Here is a 19308-nt window from a genome sequence, read left to right as displayed (position 1 = left end):
CAAAAAGGGAGGGCGGCCGGTGAAAACCGGCCGCCCTCCCTTTCGTGCTGCCCGCAGGCAAGCACCGGAGTGAACCGTCAGACGTTGCGGAACACGACGACGGCGTTGTGGCCGCCGAACCCGAAGGAGTTGTTCAACGCGACGATGTCGCCCTGCGGCAGGTCGCGGGACGAGGTGACCACGTCCAGCGGAATCTCCGGGTCCTGGTTCTCCAGGTTGATCGTGGCCGGAGCGCGGCGTTCGTAGACGGCCAATACGGTCATCACGGACTCCACGGCACCCGACGCGCCGAGCAGGTGGCCGGTCTGCGACTTGGTCGCGGAGACCGCAACGTTGTCGACATGGTCTCCGAGCGCGGCCTTCAGAGCAGTGTATTCCGGCTTGTCGCCGACAGGGGTGGACGTGGCGTGGGCGTTGACGTGCACCACGTCGGTCGCCTGTGCCCGGGCGTCGAACATCGCGGCCTTCAGCGCGCGGGTGGCGCCCAGTCCCTCGGGATCGGGGGCGGTGATGTGGTAGGCATCGGCGGTGACGCCGGAGCCGGCAAGCTCGGCATAGATGCGGGCACCGCGGGCCAGGGCATGTTCCTCGGCCTCGAGCACCAGCGCGCCGGCGCCTTCGCCCATCACGAAGCCGTCCCGGTCCAGGTCGTACGGGCGCGAGGCACGTTCGGGGTCGTCATTGCGCCTGGACAGGGCCTGCATCGCGCTGAACGCCGCGATCGGCATGGGGTGGATCGCGGCCTCGGCGCCGCCGGTCATGACCACGTCGGCCTTGCCGGCGCGGATCAGGTCGATGCCCAAGGCCATGGCTTCGGTGCCGGAAGCGCAGGCGGAGACCGGGGTGTGGGCGCCCGCGCGGGCACCCAGGTCCATGCTCACGGCCGCGGCCGGGCCGTTCGGCATCAGCATCGGCACCGTCATCGGCAGCACCCGCCGCGGCCCGCGGTCGCGCAGCGTGTCCCACGCGTCCAGCAGCGTCCACACGCCGCCGATACCGGTGGCGAAAGCCACGGCCAGGCGGTCGTGGTCAACCTCTTCGATGCCGGAGTCTTTCCAGGCCTCACGCGCCGCCACCACGGCGAACTGGGTGGAGGGGTCCATCCGCTTGGCTTCGACCCGGGTCAGTACTTCGTCCGGGCGGTTGCTGGCCTGGGCGGCGAACGTCACCGGCAGTTCGTACTGGGCTACCCAATCATCTTCGAGGGTACGGGCCCCGGAAACGCCCTTGAGCGCATTCCGCCACATCGTGGGGACGTCGCCGCCGATCGGGGTGGTGGCGCCGAGGCCGGTGATGACTACTTTGCGTGCCATTGATTCATTCTCTCAATAGTGATTGGGCAATAAATCCGGTGCGGCGGCCGGACCGGGGGTCACCCGCCGGCCGCCGAGTCCCGGGAAGCCCCCGGGTGGCGCGGAACTAAGCCTGGGCGTTGACGATGAAGTTGACGGCGTCGCCGACGGTCTTGAGGTTCTTGACCTCTTCGTCCGGGATGCGCACGCCGAACTTTTCCTCGGCGTTGACCACGATGGTCATCATCGAGATGGAATCAATGTCCAGGTCATCGGTGAAGGACTTGTCCAGCTCGACAGCCTCCGGGGCCAGGCCGGTCTCTTCGTTGACGATCTCGGCCAGTCCGGCCAGGATTTCTTCGTTGCTAGCCATGTTGGCTCCTTTTCTTGTGCTGCCGGACGGTGTCCGGACGGGGTGTCAAACCGCGGTCTGCGGCCTGGTTCTGGTGGGATTGTAGGGGAGGCCCGACTACCGCAAGGCAGTCTACGGCAGGACGATGACCTGCGCGCCGAAGACCAGCCCGGCGCCGAAGCCGATCTGCAGGGCGAACCCGCCGGAGAGCGCGGGGTTCTCCTGCAACAGGCGGTGCGTGGCCAAGGGGATGGACGCCGCCGAGGTGTTGCCGGCATCGGCGATGTCGCGCGCCACGACCACGCTCTCGGGCAGCTTCAGCTGCTTGACCATCTCGTCGATGATGCGCATGTTCGCCTGGTGCGGCACGAAGGCGGCGAGGTCCTCGGGCTGCAGGCCGGCCGCCTCGAGCGCCTGCTTGGCTACCTTCGCCATTTCCCAGACCGCCCAGCGGAACACGGACGGCCCGTCCTGGCGCAGCGTGGGCCAGAGCTTGCTGTCCGTCTCGTCGAAGGTGTCCGAGACGGCCGAGAGCGAGCCGGCGGCCTCTGCGGCCAGCGAGAGCTCGCGGACGTGGCTGAGCGAGTGGGTCATGCTGATGGTGTCCCACTTGCTGCCGTCGGAGCCCCAGACCGGCTTGCTGATGCCCGGGGTGTCGGACGGGCCCACGATGACGGCGCCGGCGCCGTCGCCCAGCAGGAAGGAGATCGTCCGCTCGGTGTTGTCGATGACGTCGGAGAGCTTTTCCGCGCCGACCACCAGCACGTAGTCGGCGGTGCCGGAACGCACCAGGGCGTCGGCCTGCGCGATGCCGTAGCAGTATCCGGCGCAGGCGGCGGAGATGTCGAAGGCGGGAGCCGGGGTGGCGCCGATCCGGTCGGCCAGGGCCGCGGCGGCCGACGGCGTGGCGTAGGGATGGGAGACGGTAGAGACGAGGACGGCCCCGAGCTGGTCGCCGGTGATGCCGGCCTGAGCCATCGCTTCCTTGGCGGCGCCTTCGGCCATGTCCAGCACGGACGTGTTGGCGTCCGCCCGGTGACGGGTGACGATCCCGGTCCGCTGGCGAATCCATTCGTCGGAGGAGTCGATCCACTGGCAGACGTCGTCGTTGGTGACGATGACGTCCGGACGGTACGCTCCGATGCCCAGGATGCGCGTGAAGTCGCGTAGCGGGGTCTGCTGGATGACGGGTGTGCTCACTGCTCGGATTCTCCAGACGTGCTGTTCAGGACGGGGGTCTGTTCGGTGTGCTCGGCGATGAAGGCGCGGGCCGCTTCCAGGTCTTCCGGCGACTTCAGGGCCATGGTTGCCACGCCCTTCATGCCGCGCTTCGCCAGCCCGGCCAGCGTACCGGCCGGCGGCAGTTCCAGCAGTCCGGTGACGCCGACGGACATGAGCTTCTCCATGCACTTGTCCCAGCGGACCGGGCGCGACACCTGGGCGATCAGGCTGTCCAGGTTCTCGTCGCCGCCGAAGACCGGTTCGCCGTCGTAATTGGAGAGCAGGGTCAGCGACGGCAGGGCCGGCTTCAGCTGGGGACGCAGGGTTTCCAGGGCGCTGACCGCCGGGGCCATGTGTTCGGTGTGGAAGGCGCCGGCGACCTTCAGCGGGATCACCCGCGCCTTGGCCGGCGGATTCGCGGCGAACGCCTGCAGTTGTTCGAGCGTGCCGGCGGCGACCGTCTGGCCGCCGCCATTGGCGTTGGCGGGGGTGAGTCCGGCCGCTTCGATCGCGGCGAGCACTTCGTCCGGATCGCCGCCGAGCACCGCGCTCATGCCGGTCGGGGTCTGGGCGGCGGCGCGCGCCATGGCGTTGGCCCGCTCACGCACGAAGTTCATGGCATCGTTCTCGGTCAGCGCGCCGGCGATGGCGGACGCCGTAATCTCACCCACCGAGTGGCCGGCGACGACGGTGGACAGGTCGAGGGGCTCCTCGGCGGTCAGGGCGCGGGCGGCCAGCAGGCCCGCGGCCACGATCAGCGGCTGGGCGACGGCGGTGTCCTTGATGGTCTCCTCATCCGACACGGTGCCGTGCGTGAGAAGGTCCAGCTGGGCGATGTCGCTGAGCAGCCCGAGGTGTTCGGGCACACCGGGGACCTCGAGCCAGGGATTGAGGAATCCGGGCGTTTGGGAACCCTGGCCCGGGCAGACTATTGCAAGCACGTATTCAAGCTTTCCAAAGAGGAGGCGGTTTCCACGGTGTTTCGGCACACGAAGCTCGCCGAACCGCTTTGTAGGAAGTCTACAAGGTGGTGCAACTACTGCCGAGCCGCCGCGCGGTCCTTCGGGCTCCGCGCGGGAGCCACCAGGCGTCCCACGCCGAGGGCGGTCTGCAGCACGAAGGCCTCCCGCGGCAGCAGCGGATCCCAGCCGGTCACATCGCACACCCGGCGCAGCCGGTAGCGCACCGTGTTGGCGTGGACGAACAGTTCCCGCGCCGTGGCCTCCAGCGAATGCCCCAGCGACAGGTAGCTGGAGAGCGTTTCGACCAACCCGTTGCCCGCGTTGAGCAGCGGCACGTAGATGTACTTGTAGAGGTCGCGTCGTGCGGCGTCGTCGCCGGACATCACCCGCTCGGGCCACAGGTCGTTGGCGGCGACGGGACGCGGCGCGGCCGGCCAGGCCTTGGCCGCGTTGAGCCCGGCGAAGGCGGCCTGGGCCGAGGTGCTGGCGTCCACCAGCGAGCGGGCCTCCGGGCCGTAGACCACCGGCCCGGGCCCGAAGAGTTCGGCCAGCCGCACGAAGGCGGTGTCCTGGTCCGACAGGCCGCCCAGCACCAGGATCAGCCGCTCACCCTGGATGCCCACCAGGGTGTCGGCGGCGTAGCGGGAGCTGGCGCGGCGCAGTTCGGTCACGAAGCTGGGGCCCGGTTCACCGGGGGAGCCGCCCACCATCACCGTGATGGGGCCGGTGGTCTTCCAGCCGACCGCGGCGATCCGGGAGCGCAGCGCGTCGGAGCTTTCGCCGCGCAGGATCGCGTCCACGACCAGCGCCTCGAGCCGGGTGTCCCAGGAGCCGCGCGTTTCGGCGGCGCGTGCGTACACGTCGGCGGCGGCGAAGGCGACCTCGCGGGAGTAGCGCAGCACTGCTTCGCGTAGTTGGGCCTCGTCGCTTTCGCCGGCAAGGTCCGGCACTTCGTCTTCCACGGCTTCGACCACCACGCGGATCAGCTGCAGGGCGCGTTGCAGGCTGATGGAGCGGGTCAGCTCGGTGGGGGCGGTGCCGAAGACGTCGTTCATCACCCAGGCCGGGGACGTGGGGCGTTCGTACCATGTCACGAAGGACGCGATGCCCTTCTGTGCGACCAGGCCGAGAGCGGAGCGTTCGTCCGGCCGCAACCCGCGGTACCAGGGCAGGTCCGAATCCAGCCGCTTCAGGGTCACGGTCGCCAGCGCGCCGACCTTGGTCCGCAGCCGCTCCAACGTCGCCGGATTGCCGGTCGCGGCCCGGTCGCCCTTCCGCCCGGCGCCGGCGCGTCGCCCGCCCGCGCCGGATGTCGACGGCGGCGCCTGCGGTGCCGCGGTTTTCTTGGCGGCCGTCGTGCCCGGTGGGGCAGCCGTCTTGGCAGGTTCGGTCCGGGCGTGGGGCATGCAACGAGCATACGCACTTGGCCGGGCAAGCTCCATTCCGGCTTTTGTGTGGTTCCTACTAAAACAGGCGGCGGACCCGGCCGCAAAGGGCCGGGTCCGCCGCCCGTCGGGTGGCGCGTTGCCGCGGTTTAGGAGTCGCCCCCGGCGTTGCCCGAGGTGCCGGCATTGACGTCCATCAGGCGGTACTTGTCGAACGCGTCCCGTGGCACATTCTGGTCGACTTCGCCGCGGCGGGCCAGCATCTGCAGTGCCCGGACCACGATCGAGTGGCTGTCGATCTTGAAGAAGCGCCGGGCCGCGGCCCGCGTGTCGGAGAACCCGAAGCCGTCGGCACCCAAGGTCGCGAACTCGTTGGGCAGGTACTGCCGGATCTGGTCCGGCACGGCCGCCATGTAGTCGCTGACCGCCACGATCGGGCCGGTCGCCCCTTCGAGCTGCTGGGCCACAAAGGGCTTGCGCGGCTCGGCGCCGGGGTTCAGGAACGCCTCCTCCTCGGCGGCCAGGCCGTCGCGGCGGAGTTCGTTCCAGCTGGTCACCGACCAGACATCGGCGGAGACGCCCCAGTCATCGGCCAGCAGCTGCTGGGCCTCCAGCGCCCACGGCACGGCCACGCCGGAGGCCAACAGCTGGGTGCGGGGCCCGTCGACCTTGGCCGGAGCCAGCAGGTAGATGCCCTTGACCAGGCCCTCGACGTCCAGTTCCTCCGGTTCGGCGGGCTGGAGGATCGGCTCGTTGTACACGGTCAGGTAGTACATCACGTTGGGATCCGGATGGTTCCCGCCGTACATGCGCTCCAGGCCGGCGCGCATGATGTGTCCGATCTCGTACCCGTAGGCCGGGTCATAGGTGACGACCGCCGGGTTGGTGGAGGCGAGGACCGGGGAATGCCCGTCCGCGTGCTGCAGGCCCTCGCCGGTCAGGGTGGTTCGTCCCGCGGTGGCGCCGATCACGAAGCCGCGGGCCATCTGGTCGGCGGCGGCCCAGAAGAAGTCACCGGTGCGCTGGAAGCCGAACATCGAGTAGAAGATGTAGATCGGCACCAACGGCTCGCCGTGGGTGGCGTAGGAGGTACCGACGGCGGTGAACGCGGCGGTGGAGCCGGATTCGTTGATGCCGGTGTGCAGGATCTGGCCCTGCGGGGATTCCTTGTACGCCAGGACCAGGTCGCGGTCCACGGACAGGTAGTTCTGGCCCTTGGGGTTATAGATCTTGGCGGTCGGGAAGAACGAGTCCATGCCGAAGGTCCGCGCCTCGTCCGGAATGATCGGGACCACGCGGGCACCGAATTCCTTGTCCCGCATCAGGTCCTTCAGCAGGCGCACGAATGCCATGGTGGTGGCCGCCTGCTGTTTCCCGGAGCCGCGCTTGGCAACCTCGTAGGCCTTGTCCTCGGGCAGGTGCAGCTGCTGGTGCGCGGTCCGGCGTTCCGGCACGGCGCCGCCGAGCGCGGCACGGCGCTCCATCATGTACTTGATCTCCGGGGTGTCCGGTCCCGGCCGGTAGTACGGCGGCCGGTACGGATCGGCCTCGAGCTGCTCGTCGGAGATCGGGATGCGCAGGTGGTCGCGGAAGTCCTTCAGGTCCTGCAGGGTCAGCTTCTTCATCTGGTGGGTTGCGTTGCGGCCCTCGAAGTGCGTGCCCAGGCCGTAACCCTTGACCGTCTGGGCGAGGACCACCGTGGGCTTGCCCTTGAATTCGGTGGCGGCGCGGTAGGCGGCGTAGACCTTGTGGTAGTCGTGGCCGCCGCGCTTGAGGTTCCAGATCTGCTCGTCGGTCATGTCCGCGACCATTTCCTTGGTCTGCGGGGTCTTGCCAAAGAAGTGCTCGCGGACGAACCCGCCGGATTCGGCCTTGTAGGTCTGGTAGTCGCCGTCGAGGGTGGAGTTCATGATGTCCACCAGCGCGCCGTCATGGTCCTTGGCGAGCAGTTCGTCCCACTCCCGGCCCCAGGTCACCTTGATGACATGCCAGCCGGCGCCGCGGAAGAAGGCCTCGAGCTCCTGCATGATCTTGCCGTTGCCGCGCACCGGCCCGTCGAGGCGCTGCAGGTTGCAGTTGATCACGAAGGTGAGGTTGTCCAGCTTTTCGTTGGCTGCCAGCTGCAGGAAGCCGCGCGACTCCGGTTCGTCCATCTCGCCGTCGCCCAGGAAGGCCCAGACGTGCTGGTCGGAGGTGTCCTTGATCCCGCGGTTCTGCAGGTAGCGGTTCAGCTGCGCCTGGTAGATGGCGTTGGCCGGGCCGATGCCCATGGAAACGGTGGGGAATTCCCAGAACTCGGGCATGGAGCGCGGGTGCGGGTAGGAGGGCAGGGCGTGGCCTTCGCGGGACTTTTCCTGCCGGAAACCGTCCAGGTCCTCCTCGGACAGCCGGCCTTCGAGGAAGGCACGCGCGTACATGCCGGGGGAGGCGTGGCCCTGGAAGAAGACCTGGTCGCCGCCGCCGGGGTGGTCCTTGCCGCGGAAGAAATGGTTGAAGCCCACTTCATAGAGGGTGGCCGCGCCGGCGTAGGTGGAGATGTGTCCGCCCACGCCGATGTCCGGTCGCTGGGCCCGGTGCACCAGCATGGCCGCGTTCCAGCGCATCCAGGCGCGGTAGCGGCGCTCAATCTCTTCGTCGCCCGGGAACTCCGGTTCCTGGTCGACCGGAATGGTATTGACATAGTCCGTGGTGGTCACCATCGGCACGCCGACGCTCTGCGCACCCGCACGCTGCAGGATGGAGCGGACAATAAACTGGGCCCGTTCGGTGCCCTGGCTCTCCACCAGACCGTCGAAGGACTCAATCCATTCGGCGGTTTCTTCGGGATCGCGATCCGGCAGCTGGCTTGTCAGCCCGCTCAGGATGTGCGAGGTATCTTCTCCTGCGCTCACGTCCAACCTCTCATATGTGCAGATTGTGTCTGCGCCTTACGTGGCATAGCGACCCGGCGCATGGTTCGGCCGGGAGATATTCTTCAGTGCCACTCTAACTGTTCACGGCATTACAACGCAGCCGGAGCCGGCCGTGCCAGTTGTTACGACGACGTCGGAGGCCGCCGCGCCGTCGCCGTCGTCGGACCCACCGGCGCCGGTCCCCGCGGGCGCCCGCCGTCGTCCCTTAAGAAAGAGGCGTAAAGCGGCGCCGCGGCGCGGCAAAAAACGGCAGCGTCCTGCGGGTGGCTTGAAGCGACGGCGATTAGGGTGTTGGCTTGTAACTAGCAACACGCCCATCGCCGTCGGCGGGGTGAATCAATACGTTCCATACAGGAGGAGCACAGTGGGCGAGGCCGAAGCCGCCGCGGTAGAGAATGTGGCAGGCAATTTGGGTTTCAAAGACGGGGACCTGATCCAGGAATTCGGCTATGACGAGGACGTGGACTTCGATCTGCGTGACGACATCGAGGACCTCACCGGCTCCGAACTGCTCACCGAGGACGACCACGACGTGGTGGACGCGGTGATCCTGTGGTGGCGCGACGGCGACGGCGACCTGGTGGACGCGCTGGTCGACACGCAGACAACCCTCGGGCCGGGCGGAGTGGTCTGGGTGCTGACGCCGAAGTCCGGCCGGGACGGTTACGTGCCGCCGGCCGACGTCCAGGAAGCGGCGCCTACCGCCGGCCTGCACGTGACCACTTCCGCCGGCGTCTCCGGCGATTGGGCCGCCACCCGGCTGGTCAGCAAGCGGACCAACAAGTGACCGCGGACGCACCCCGGACCGGGCTGCCCGCACCCGATTTCGAGCTGGCGAACCAGTTCGGCGAACCCGTTAGGCTCTCCGCCCTGCGCGGTGAGAACGTCGTGCTGGTCTTCTACCCGTTCGCCTTTTCCGGCATCTGCACCGGCGAGCTGTGCGAGCTGCGCGACGACCTGGGCCTCTTCCGCAGCGAGAATGCCCGCGTGCTGGCCGTGTCCGTTGACCATAAGTTCGCCCTGCGCGCGTTCGCGGAGCAGGAGGGCTACGAGTTCGACCTGCTGGCCGACTTCTGGCCGCACGGCGACGTGGCCAAGGCCTACGGCGTGTTCGACGACGACTCCGGCATGGCGCTGCGCGGCACCTTCATCATCGACGCCGAAGGCATCCTGCGGCACGTGATCCGCAATCCCCGCAGCCAGGCCCGCGACATCCAGGAATACCACCGCGTGCTGAAAGAGCTCTAGCCGCCATGGAGTTGCTGCGGCCGGCGCTCGAGATCCTGGCTGGACACCGTCTGGCCGTGTTGACCGGCGCGGGCCTCAGCACCGATTCCGGCATCCCGGACTACCGCGGCCCCACCTCCGTCCCGCGCGCACCGATGACCTACCAGCAGTTCGTCGGCGACGAGGACCTGCGCCGCCGCTACTGGGCCCGCAACCACATCGGCTGGCGGCACATGCACCACGCCGCGCCCAACCTTGGCCACTACGCGCTGGCAGCGATGGAGCAGAACGGCCTGCTCAGCGGCCTGATCACGCAGAACGTGGACCGGCTGCATGAGGACGCCGGCAGCGTGAACGTGATCGACCTGCACGGGCGTTTCGACCGGGTGATCTGCCTGGACTGCGGTGACGTGACCAGCCGCTCCTCGCTGGCGGTGCGGCTGGAGGAACTCAACCCCGCTTACGCCGCCGCCGGCGATGCCGGCGACGTTGCTCCGGATGCCGACGCCGACGTCGCCGACACCTCCCGTTTCGTCGTGGCCGACTGCCTGGTCTGCGGCGGCATGCTCAAGCCGGACTTCGTCTACTTCGGCGAGAATGTCCCCAAGGACCGGGTGGCGGCTGCCTACGCCATGGTGGACGACGGCGAGGCGCTGCTGGTTGCCGGGTCCTCGCTCACCGTGATGAGCGGCCTGCGGTTCGTCCGGCACGCCGCCAAACAGTGCAAACCCGTGGTGATCATCAACCGCGGCCCTACCCGTGGCGACGACTTGGCCGACCTGAAGCTGGAAACGGGCGTCTCCGAGGCTCTTGGCCACCTGGCGGCGGAGTTGCCGGGCCGGCTCCAGAAGCCGGCCTGAGACGCGGCCAGGAGGACCGTGCCGCCCCTTCGATGCGTCGGCTGTTGCCCCTGAGGGAGGTCTCAGGTTACAGGTTGCATCGTGTTGATCCGCACGTAAATTTGGTTGGCGTTCACGCCGGTTTATCCGGTAGAGTAAATCCTCGTGATGTTGCGGCGGATAACGCTCCGCGGTCCCGCTTTCGACATTACAACGGGTCTTTAGCTCAGCTGGTAGAGCGCCACGTTTACACCGTGGATGTCATCGGTTCGATCCCGGTAGGACCCACGGACAAACCCCGCACTGTCAGGCAAGACGCTGGGAATGCGGGGTTTTTTCGTGCCCAGCTCCACTGGCCGGGCTGAGCCGCAGTCTCCGGTTTCTGGGTTCAGGCTTCGATTCCTAAGTGAATCTTGAGGTCCAGCAGGCGCCTGCCGGTGTAACGTGGGGCTCCCGGTGGCCGCTGCAGGGGGCAGTGGAACCGGATGGATGAGGTAACGGCCCCGCCCGCTGTTGGGGGATGGGCGGGGCTGTCCCTCAGCGTTGCAGATGCCGGATAAGGTGATCGTCCGCGCGCAGCATTCGACCGCGTCGAAGCCCCTTTCCCGCGAATCCGACACCCGGCCCGGCGGCCCTATCTTCCGCACTGCCCGGCAAGGACACGCCGTCCTGCCGTGCCGCCGCATGGTCTCGTGCGGGACATCTACCGGGCACGTGAAAAACTTGTCAGCCATACTCGTCGCTCGCGAGAAATCTCGTCTCGGGGATCACAGCCGGCACACAGGTCCAAAGGGAAAGGCACTGTCCCGTGAGGGACAGTGCCTTTCGGGGCAGCCGTTAGATGGGGGATCAACGGAACTGCCAGGGGATAAGCGGTGCAGCAACCGGGGAGATGGGGGCTCCCGGGCGTTCAATGCCACCGCCAAGCCACAGTCTGCCATGACCCGTGGGCATTTCTCAACCACCATGATTGATCAGTTAAGCGTGTCGCTCGTTATAGGCAAATACGGGTCAAAACACGGCACACGCCCTTACCATCCGCGAGCCGCCGAAGGTGCTGCCGAGTACTTATTGTGCCGATCTTATGCCAAGACAGAGCGGCTGCTGCGTCGTGCAATAACGGTTAAGCAACGGCGCCCTTAAGCTCTCTACAACCGGCCTCCGGTCTGCAACGCTTGACCGATCATGCTGGTTTTCACGAGGGGCACCAATGGAGAAGTTCTGCCGGACTGCCGGCCACACGTTCGTCCCTGCATGCACCGTCTCGGCACGGCGTTGTGCCTGTTCTGGAACGCACCGCCGGCCGTGCTCCGAACAGGACGTCGGCCTGATACCGGCGCAGGACCCGCTGGATGAAATCGGGCTGCCCGCGGCCTCGCCTCGAGCGTTGACTCCCCGCCCGGACCCCGGCACGGACGCCATCGCCGGCAGGGGCTTTCCCGGCGAGGACGACGCGGACGATGACGCAATCGACGCCTGGCTGCGCTTCCGACCCTCGGCTGCCCCTGGCGAATGAGTCATAGCTAACGTCAGCCCGCTTAGCCGGTGCCGCCGGTCGGGATTAGGCTTGAGGAGGAACCACGGCCCGCTCGGGCTGTACGCTGACGTCCCTGACCGCGGGGACCGCACACATGGAGACTCAATGAGCGCACACATCGGTGTGACAGGTCTGGCCGTCATGGGCGCCAACCTGGCACGGAACTTCGCCCGCAACGGCTACACGGTCGCCCTGCACAACCGCTCGGTGGAAAAGACGGACGCCCTGCTGTCCGCCCACGGCGACGAGGGCGACTTCATCCGCACCGAGTCGCTGCAGGAGCTGGTGGAGAACCTGCAGAAGCCCCGCCGCGTGCTCATCATGGTCAAGGCCGGCAAGCCGGTCGACTCCGTCATCGAGCAGTTGGTGCCGTTGCTGGAAGAGGGCGACATCGTCATTGACGCCGGCAACTCGCACTACGAGGACACCCGGCGCCGCGAGGCCGCCTTGGCCGAGAAGGGGCTGCACTTCGTCGGCATCGGGGTCTCGGGCGGCGAGGAAGGGGCGCTCCTCGGCCCATCCATCATGCCCGGCGGCTCCCGGCAGTCCTACGACTCGCTCGGCCCCATGCTGGAAAAGATCTCCGCCAAGTACGACGGCGAACCCTGCTGCAGCTGGGTGGGCACGGATGGCGCGGGCCATTTCGTAAAGATGGTGCACAACGGCATCGAGTACGCGGACATGCAGGTCATCGGCGAGGCCTACGACCTGCTCCGCACCGGTGCAGGCCTGGAACCGCAGCAGCAGGCCGAGATCTTCACCGCGTGGAACAAGACCGAGCTCTCGTCCTTCCTGATTGAGATCACCGCCGAGGTGCTTGCCCACACGGACGTCAAGACCGGCAAGCCGTTCGTCGACGTGGTGGTGGACTCGGCCGGGCAGAAGGGCACCGGGCGCTGGACCGTCGTCTCCGCGCTCGAACTCGGGTCGCCGGTCTCCGGCATTGCCGAGTCGGTTTTCGCGCGCGGCCTTTCCTCGCAGCGCGGCCAGCGCGCCATAGCCCAGGACGTGCTGGCAGGACACGAAGAAGACGTCAAGGTCCCGCAGAGCTTCGTCGAGGACGTCCGCCAGGCGCTGTTCGCCTCCAAGCTGGTCAGCTACGCCCAGGGCATCGACATGCTCGGTTCCGCAGCGGGCGAGTACGGCTGGGATCTGAAGCTGGATGAGATCGCCTCGCTCTGGCGCGCCGGCTGCATCATCCGAGCCGAGCTGCTGGACGACATCATGAAGGCCTACGCCGGCGACTCAAAGCCGGAAAACCTGCTCTTCGCCCCGGCCTTCGCCGAGGCGATCGGCGCGGCAGTCCCGGCCTGGCGCCGCGTCGTGGCCACCGCCGTCCAGCTCGGCATCCCGGTACCGGTATTTGCCTCCTCGCTGGCCTACTACGACGGGCTGCGCCGCAAGCGCCTGCCGGCCGCCCTGACCCAGGGCCTGCGCGACCTCTTCGGCGCGCACACCTACGGCCGGACGGACGCGGAAGGCACCTTCCACACCCTGTGGAGCGGCGACAAGTCGGAGGTCTCCGCCGTCGACACGCACTGACTCGGACGGCGGACAGCCGCCTGAGGAGCTTCCGGAGCCCCCAACCGACTCTTGCGGTTGGGGGCTTCGTCGGCTGCCACCGCTTTCGTCGGAAACTACGCCGCCGACTTCTGTACCTTCGAGTAGAAGAACTGGAGAAGGTCGGATCCGAATTCCGCGGTGAGCAGGGCGGCCGCCCAGCGGGTTGGCTTCGGAACCAGCAACAGCCCGAAGATGAAGCCGCTGGCCACCCATTGGCCCAGGCAGAACGGGCACGTCAGCAGTTCGCCGATGGCTTTCCGCGGTCCGGTGCCGCGCACGTCTTCGGCCAGTTCGGCTGCTCCGCTTTGTCCTTCGAAGGAAGTGAACGGAGCCCGCAGCGGGCTGGTGACCGGGGCCTTGGTCAGCAGTCGGGAGAGCTTGTGTGTCGCGACGGCGATCAGCGCCAGGTCGCTCCACCGGGGCGCGTCCGGCACGGTGCGGCCGGAGCGGCGAACGGCGGCTGTCCCCAGTGCCAGTCCTGTGCCGTGGACGCCCATCAAGATCAGGAAAGAGCCCAGCGGCAGGTGCTCTCCGTGGCTGTATTCGTCCTTCTCGCGCCGTAACCGGGCCCGTAATCTCTGAGCTGTTTCCTGATACATGTGGTGCTTGCCCTCCCGGTCTGGTGCCCTGGGGGCGAGTTTATCGGCGCCATGGGCGACGCAACAGGGCAGGACACCCGTGGAACCGCACGACCGACGGGCCAAAACCCCACCGTTAAGCGGAAATCGGCCCCTCCTCGGAGAGTTGAGGAGGGGCCGATTGTCTCAGGTTTGAGTCCGGCTATCGCTTCGAAGCGCGGTAGCCGGCAGCCCGAGCTGCACTTTCGGTGGCAAAGCACTCTTCGGGGCTGGTGCGCGAGTAGAAGCCACCGCCTGGGACGTGATAAATCCACTCGCCCGAGGAGCTTTGATTGCCTTTGATGGGGTATCCGGCCGGGCAATAGTGTCCGTTGGGGGCACTTCGGGTGGGCTTCTTTCCGGCCGTGATCGTGAGAGCCTGCGTCTTCGTCGCGGTGCGCGTGTAGGTCGAGGACGGCAACCGGTACTTCACCGTCGTGGTGACCTTGTACCTGCCGGCCCGCAGGGAAACCGACTTCTTGTTCTTGGTTACGGTCTTACTGCCGGCTTTCACCGTCAGCGTCTTGGACACGACTTTCACGCCCTTGGCAGACGAAACATTCGGCTTGATGGTTGCCGTGCCGTTGTAAGGAGCCTTCTTTCCCGCAATGGTCTTCAGCGCAACTGCAGTGCGGACCACGAGCTTCTGCGTCTTCGACGTCGTCTTGAGGTTCGAGTAGACGCGCTGGCCGTCCACTTCTGCGTACGTCTTGTACTTCACGGTTGTGGCAACCGAGTAGGTCCCGGCCTTGAGCTTCGCGCTCTTCTTGTTCCTGAGCACGGTCTTGCTGCCTTGCTTAACCGTGATGGTCTTGGCTGTCACGGTGACCCAGCCGGTGGCGGCAACCGTGGGCTTCACCGTTGCAGTGCCGTTGACGGGGGCAACCGGGCTGCCGATATTTTTGATCGCCACGCTCGTTTCGGGCGCAGGCGTCGGGACCGTCGCCCCGACGGCGGGACCAGTCACCGCGGTGGCGGCCTGGACGGGAGCCGCGGTTGCGGCAGTGACGGAGCCTAGAAGGAGCGAGGCAGCGGCTGCGAACGCAGCGGCGCCACGCACGTAAGGTGCGAGTTTCAATTTCCCCAACTTTCCCGGGCGCAGCCCGGAACCAAAATGATTTACTGGTTAATCGTACGAGCAATAATGCTCAGGCACCTAGAATCCTTGGACGTACTCAACGGAGTCGTCGTACCAATCGGTGATGCGCCAGACTCCGCCCTTGACTGCAGCGGCCGGGACATCGGCAAAAACCACTCCGTAACCAATGGAGGAATCAACGTCCACCGTCGGCGGAAGCAGCGGCCCCATGTCGAGATAGGAATCTATTACCGTATACCCGGAGTCGTCGTAGGTGTTCCCGTCTGCACCGATGTATTCCACGACGATCCAGTCGGCCGGATCCATGGTGGAATCGCTGCTGTTACCCAAGAGCAATTCCACGTAAAGATCCGCTTTTCCTGACTCTGTGTTGCTTGGGTATTGACGTGGTTCGAAGAACAGCACGTTCCAGTCAGGCAAAGTGAATATTTTGTCGATAGCGAAGGGGTCTTGCCTCGACGATCGTACAAACAGCACCATTTCTGCTGAGGTCGCTTTTCCGGCCTTGTTCGTTACTACGACCCGGTAGGTATCCAGTTCGTTCTTCGACCGTGCGGTAAACGTGTAGTTCGCGCTTGTTGCTCCCGAAATCCTCTTCCACGAGACCTTTCCGTCGGTTCCTTCGACCCCACGTTCCCACGCGTAGGACAGGGATCCGCCCGTGGCTTGGCTCTTGATAGTGATGGATTGGCCAGTGGTGGTCTCAATCGAACGCGGGATCTTAACCGTCGGTTTGACGACGGTCGTGACCTTCACGCTGTTGGAAGTTGCCTTTCCCGCCTTGTTGCCCGCTACGGCCCGGTACTCGGTTACTGACTGTCCGAAGAAAGTTGTGAAGGTGTGGGTTGACCTGGTGGCCGAGGAAATGTTCGCCCATTTGGATCCTGCCTTACGCTGCCACTGGTATGACATGGCTCCGCCACTCGCTTTGACTGAAAGCGTTACCTTCGATCGTGCCGGAGTGGTCACGTTCTTGGGCTCGGTTGTGATCCTGGGTGAGGTGACAACGGTGAGCGTGGCGCTCCTCGACGTGATCTTTGAGCGGGAGTTGGAGACGATCACGCGGTACTGCGCTCCATTAAGGCTGGCCGTGGCCTTGACCTTGAGAGTGTGGGTTTTGGCAGAAGCTCCGGTGGCTTTGACCCAGTTGTAGGACTTAGGTTTTTTGACCTGCCATTGATACCTGAGTTTGCTGCCGACTGCCTTGACGTTGAAGCTATGGGTCTTGCCGCTGGCCACAGTTGAGGACTTCGGGGCACCCGTGATCGTTGCCTTCACGACTGCCGTGGAGACCGCTGTCGTTGAAGCGACGGTAACGCCGACTGGGTTCGCCTGAGCCTGAGCGAGTGTTATTGGTGCAGTAAATAAAAGAGTGGCCATTGAAACTGTAACGGCGCGCTGAAGTAGTCTTTTCAAGAATTTCCCCCAACAGGAATGACAACAGAGCAGACGGAAGAGAAAGCTCCTCGTCAGGTTGAGGAGTTATCCGAATAATACTCAATCATTCGGCATAAGCAGTCAACGGCGTCATCGGAGCCCGAGAAACCCTGACAGACAGCGAGAGGCCCCTCTGCTCCGCGCAGAGGGGCCTCTTAGGATCGATGGTCGAGCCTACCGGTAGACCGCGACGAGTTGCTACAGCAACTCAGCGCGCAGTTCCGCCGCAGATTTGGGGGAGAGCAGGCCGGGCGGTACGTCGAAGACGGTGACGGCGCCGAACCGGCCCTGCTGGTGCAGGCGGTGCACGGCCCGGGCGTAGGCCACCAAGACGCTGGCGGTGAACTCCGGGTTGCTCTCCAGCGAGAGTCCGTACTCGATGACTTGGGCGTGTTCGTCACTGGTGTTGCCGCTGCGGATGGTCATCCCGCCGTGCGGCATGGCGCTGTGGTCGCGGGCCAGCTCTTCGGCGGTGATGAAGTGGACCTCGGTGTCGTACTGGTCGAAGTAATGCGGCATGGTCACGATGGCTTCCTTGACCGCTGCGGGGTCGGCGCCGTCGGCGAGCACCACGAAGCATTCACGGGTGTGTTTCTGCCGCGTTTCCAGCTGCGGGCGGCTGCCGTCGCGCACCTGCGCGATGGCGGCTTCCGACGGCAGTGTGTACTGCACCCCGGCTGCGACACCGGGTACCCGGCGGACGGCGTCGGAATGTCCTTGGCTCAGCCCGCGGCCCCAGAAGGTGTAGGTGTCGCCGTCGGGCAGGAGGGCCTCGCCGTACACCCGGTTGATGGAAAACATGCCCGGGTCCCAGCCGGCGGAAATCAGCGCTGTCTTCCCGGCGGCCCGCGCCGGCGCGTCGACGGCGTCGAAGTATTCGGGAATGCGGGCGTGCGTGTCGAAGCTGTCCACCGTGTTAAAGCGGGCCGCCATGACCGGACCCTGCTGCGGGAGGTCCTCCTTGGAACCGCCGCACAGGATCAGCACGTCGATGCTGTCTTCGTGGGCGGCCAGGTCGTCCATGGCATATACGGCAGTCTCCTCGCGCAGCGTGGCAAGGTCCCCGGGGGACCGGCGGCTGAAGACCCCGGCCAGTTCCATGTCTGGGTTCTTGGCTACCGCGGCCTCCACGCCGCGGCCCAGGTTTCCGTAGCCGGCTATGCCGATGCGGATCGATTCGCCCACGGCTTGTCCTCTCGTCAGGTTCAACGTTTATCGGGCAGCAGTGGACGTTAGATCCACATCGCCGGGTCGATGTATTCGGCCGGGTCGACGGCCGGCTTGGTTTCGCGCTGCGGATCGCGGTGCCGGAAGGTGGCCGGAATGCCGGTGATGATCGATTCCGGCGGAGCGTCCTTGACCACCACGGCGTTCGCTCCGACGGCGCTGTCGGCCCCGATGACCACGGGGCCCAGCACTTTGGCCCCGGCACCGATGACCACCCGGTCGCCGATGGTGGGGTGACGCTTGACCTTGTCCAGCGAACGGCCGCCGAGCGTGACGCCGTGGTAGAGCATCACGTCGTCGCCGATTTCGGCCGTCTCGCCGATCACCACGCCCATGCCGTGGTCAATGAAGAACCGGCGGCCGATGGTCGCGCCGGGATGGATTTCGATGCCGGTCAGGAAGCGTCCCGCCTGCGAAATCAGCCGGGCCGGCAGCCGCAGCGACGGTTTGGCCCACAGCCTGTGGGTCAGCCGGTGGATCCAGATGGCGTGCAGGCCAGAGTAGGCCAGGAAATTCTCCACGTGGCCCCGGGCCGCCGGGTCGTGCGACCGGGCGGCCTCGAGGTCTTCACGCAGTCGCGCTAGGAAACCCATGTGCTCTTTCTGCTTGAACAGCGCCGCTCGGCGGCAGGGGAAGCTGGTTAGCCGCGGATGTCGTCGTACAGGATCGTGGAAATGTAGCGCTCACCGAAGTCGGGCACCACGGCCACGATCAGCTTACCGGCGTTCTCCGGGCGCTTCGCGACTTCCAGCGCCGCCCACACGGCCGCACCCGAGGAGATGCCGCCGAGGATGCCTTCCTTGATGCCCAGATCGCGGGCGACGGCGACCGAGGCGGACGTCGGCGCGTCCAGCACCTCGTCGTAGACGCTGGTGTTCAGCACCTCCGGCACGAAGTTGGCGCCGAGGCCCTGGATCTTGTGCGGGCCGGGGCTGCCGCCGGTGAGAATGGGGGAGTCTTCCGGCTCGACGGCGATGATCTGGACGCCGGGCTTGCGCTCCTTCAGAAGGCCACCGGCGCCGGTGATGGTGCCGCCGGTGCCGATGCCGGCCACCAGGATGTCCACCTGGCCATCGGTGTCGGCCCAGATTTCCTCGCCGGTGGTGGTGCGGTGGATCAGCGGGTTGGCCTCATTGGCGAACTGCTGCGCCCAGATGGAGTTTTCCGTGTTGGCCACGATCTCCTTGGCCTTCTCCACAGCGCCGCGCATGCCCTCGGAACCGGGGGTCAGCACGATTTCGGCACCGAAGGCGCGCAGCATGACCCGGCGCTCGGTGGACATGGTCTCCGGCATGGTCAGGATCACCTTGTAGCCGCGGGCTGCCCCTACCATGGCCAGCGCGATGCCGGTGTTGCCGGAGGTGCCCTCCACGATGGTGCCGCCGGGCTTCAGCGCACCTGCCTTCTCGGCGGCGTCGACGATGGCCACGCCAATCCGGTCCTTGACCGAGTTGGCGGGGTTGTAGAACTCCAGCTTCACGGCGATCTGGGCCGGCAGGCCCTCGGTGAGCCGGTTCAGGCGCACCAGCGGGGTGCGCCCCACAACCTGGGTGACGTCGTCGTAAATCGGGGCCATGTTTTCCTGCCTTCTGGCCGTTCGGGCCGTTACAGATGGGGGTAACAAAACTTCTTCCACAC

General features: G+C 66.3%; 17 protein-coding genes and 1 tRNA gene. 6 read left to right on the top strand and 12 right to left on the bottom strand.

Translation table 11 applies throughout. The features are described from left to right. Positions 1–77: 77 nt before the first annotated feature. The 6 genes from fabF to aceE form a co-directional block, all read right to left on the bottom strand. A complete protein-coding gene (gene fabF / locus AC5RWG_RS03050) occupies positions 78–1313 on the bottom strand; it encodes a beta-ketoacyl-ACP synthase II (protein ID WP_493999945.1) in 1236 nt (411 codons plus the stop codon). Positions 1314–1419: 106 nt separating this feature from the next. Then, on the bottom strand, positions 1420–1665 hold the full coding sequence (locus tag AC5RWG_RS03045) for an acyl carrier protein (RefSeq protein WP_136786952.1): 246 nt from the start codon (positions 1663–1665) through the stop codon (positions 1420–1422). 111 nt (positions 1666–1776) lie between these two features. Further along, positions 1777–2844: a beta-ketoacyl-ACP synthase III gene (locus AC5RWG_RS03040; RefSeq protein ID WP_494012291.1), complete on the bottom strand. Its 1068-nt coding sequence runs from the start codon at positions 2842–2844 to the stop codon at positions 1777–1779. Further along, a complete protein-coding gene (locus AC5RWG_RS03035; RefSeq protein ID WP_494166387.1) occupies positions 2841–3806 on the bottom strand; it encodes an ACP S-malonyltransferase in 966 nt (321 codons plus the stop codon). The genes AC5RWG_RS03040 and AC5RWG_RS03035 overlap by 4 nt, the downstream gene beginning before the upstream one ends. Before the next feature lie 95 nt (positions 3807–3901). Further along, complete coding sequence (locus AC5RWG_RS03030; RefSeq protein WP_494022938.1) at positions 3902–5233, bottom strand: PucR family transcriptional regulator; 1332 nt, start codon at positions 5231–5233, stop codon at positions 3902–3904. 128 nt (positions 5234–5361) lie between these two features. Next, positions 5362–8103: a pyruvate dehydrogenase (acetyl-transferring), homodimeric type gene (gene aceE / locus AC5RWG_RS03025; protein ID WP_493999941.1), complete on the bottom strand. Its 2742-nt coding sequence runs from the start codon at positions 8101–8103 to the stop codon at positions 5362–5364. Positions 8104–8488: 385 nt separating this feature from the next. Between aceE and AC5RWG_RS03020 the strand changes: the two genes are divergently transcribed. The 6 genes from AC5RWG_RS03020 (at position 8489) to gnd (ending at position 13269) form a co-directional block, all read left to right on the top strand. Then, positions 8489–8911 carry a DUF3052 domain-containing protein gene (locus AC5RWG_RS03020; protein WP_493986977.1) on the top strand — a complete coding sequence of 141 codons (423 nt, stop codon included), beginning with the start codon at positions 8489–8491 and terminating at the stop codon, positions 8909–8911. Beyond that, a complete protein-coding gene (locus tag AC5RWG_RS03015) occupies positions 8908–9372 on the top strand; it encodes a peroxiredoxin (protein ID WP_493999940.1) in 465 nt (154 codons plus the stop codon). The genes AC5RWG_RS03020 and AC5RWG_RS03015 overlap by 4 nt, the downstream gene beginning before the upstream one ends. A gap of 5 nt (positions 9373–9377) precedes the next feature. Beyond that, the gene (locus AC5RWG_RS03010) at positions 9378–10211 is read left to right on the top strand and encodes an NAD-dependent protein deacetylase (protein ID WP_494166386.1); all 834 of its coding nucleotides are present in this window, start codon (positions 9378–9380) and stop codon (positions 10209–10211) included. A 194-nt stretch (positions 10212–10405) separates the two neighbouring features. Continuing rightward, positions 10406–10478, top strand: a tRNA-Val gene (locus AC5RWG_RS03005). A 922-nt stretch (positions 10479–11400) separates the two neighbouring features. Continuing rightward, on the top strand, positions 11401–11706 hold the full coding sequence (locus tag AC5RWG_RS03000) for a hypothetical protein (RefSeq protein ID WP_494166385.1): 306 nt from the start codon (positions 11401–11403) through the stop codon (positions 11704–11706). A gap of 126 nt (positions 11707–11832) precedes the next feature. Beyond that, positions 11833–13269, top strand: coding sequence for an NADP-dependent phosphogluconate dehydrogenase (gene gnd / locus AC5RWG_RS02995; protein ID WP_494022941.1), 1437 nt, complete (start codon positions 11833–11835; stop codon positions 13267–13269). Positions 13270–13364: 95 nt separating this feature from the next. On the opposite strand, the gene AC5RWG_RS02990 is transcribed toward gnd, so the two are convergent. From AC5RWG_RS02990 to cysK, 6 genes are all read right to left on the bottom strand, one after another. After that, positions 13365–13889, bottom strand: a complete 525-nt coding sequence (locus tag AC5RWG_RS02990; protein WP_494022942.1) for a DUF1360 domain-containing protein — start codon at positions 13887–13889, stop codon at positions 13365–13367. Positions 13890–14070: 181 nt separating this feature from the next. Then, positions 14071–14820, bottom strand: coding sequence for a sunset domain-containing protein (locus tag AC5RWG_RS02985; protein WP_493999935.1), 750 nt, complete (start codon positions 14818–14820; stop codon positions 14071–14073). Positions 14821–15063: 243 nt separating this feature from the next. Beyond that, complete coding sequence (locus AC5RWG_RS02980) at positions 15064–16386, bottom strand: hypothetical protein (RefSeq protein ID WP_494022943.1); 1323 nt, start codon at positions 16384–16386, stop codon at positions 15064–15066. 255 nt (positions 16387–16641) lie between these two features. After that, positions 16642–17628, bottom strand: a complete 987-nt coding sequence (locus tag AC5RWG_RS02975) for a diaminopimelate dehydrogenase (protein ID WP_494166384.1) — start codon at positions 17626–17628, stop codon at positions 16642–16644. A gap of 47 nt (positions 17629–17675) precedes the next feature. After that, the gene (gene epsC / locus AC5RWG_RS02970) at positions 17676–18263 is read right to left on the bottom strand and encodes a serine O-acetyltransferase EpsC (RefSeq protein ID WP_493977395.1); all 588 of its coding nucleotides are present in this window, start codon (positions 18261–18263) and stop codon (positions 17676–17678) included. Between the two features lie 47 nt (positions 18264–18310). Next, positions 18311–19246: a cysteine synthase A gene (cysK, locus tag AC5RWG_RS02965; RefSeq protein ID WP_493977396.1), complete on the bottom strand. Its 936-nt coding sequence runs from the start codon at positions 19244–19246 to the stop codon at positions 18311–18313. Positions 19247–19308: the final 62 nt, after the last annotated feature.

It is taken from the genome of Arthrobacter sp. Y3221160 (assembly GCF_059092585.1).
The sequence above is the reverse complement of the archived record's forward strand: the minus strand, read 5'-3'. Positions and strand labels throughout refer to the sequence as shown.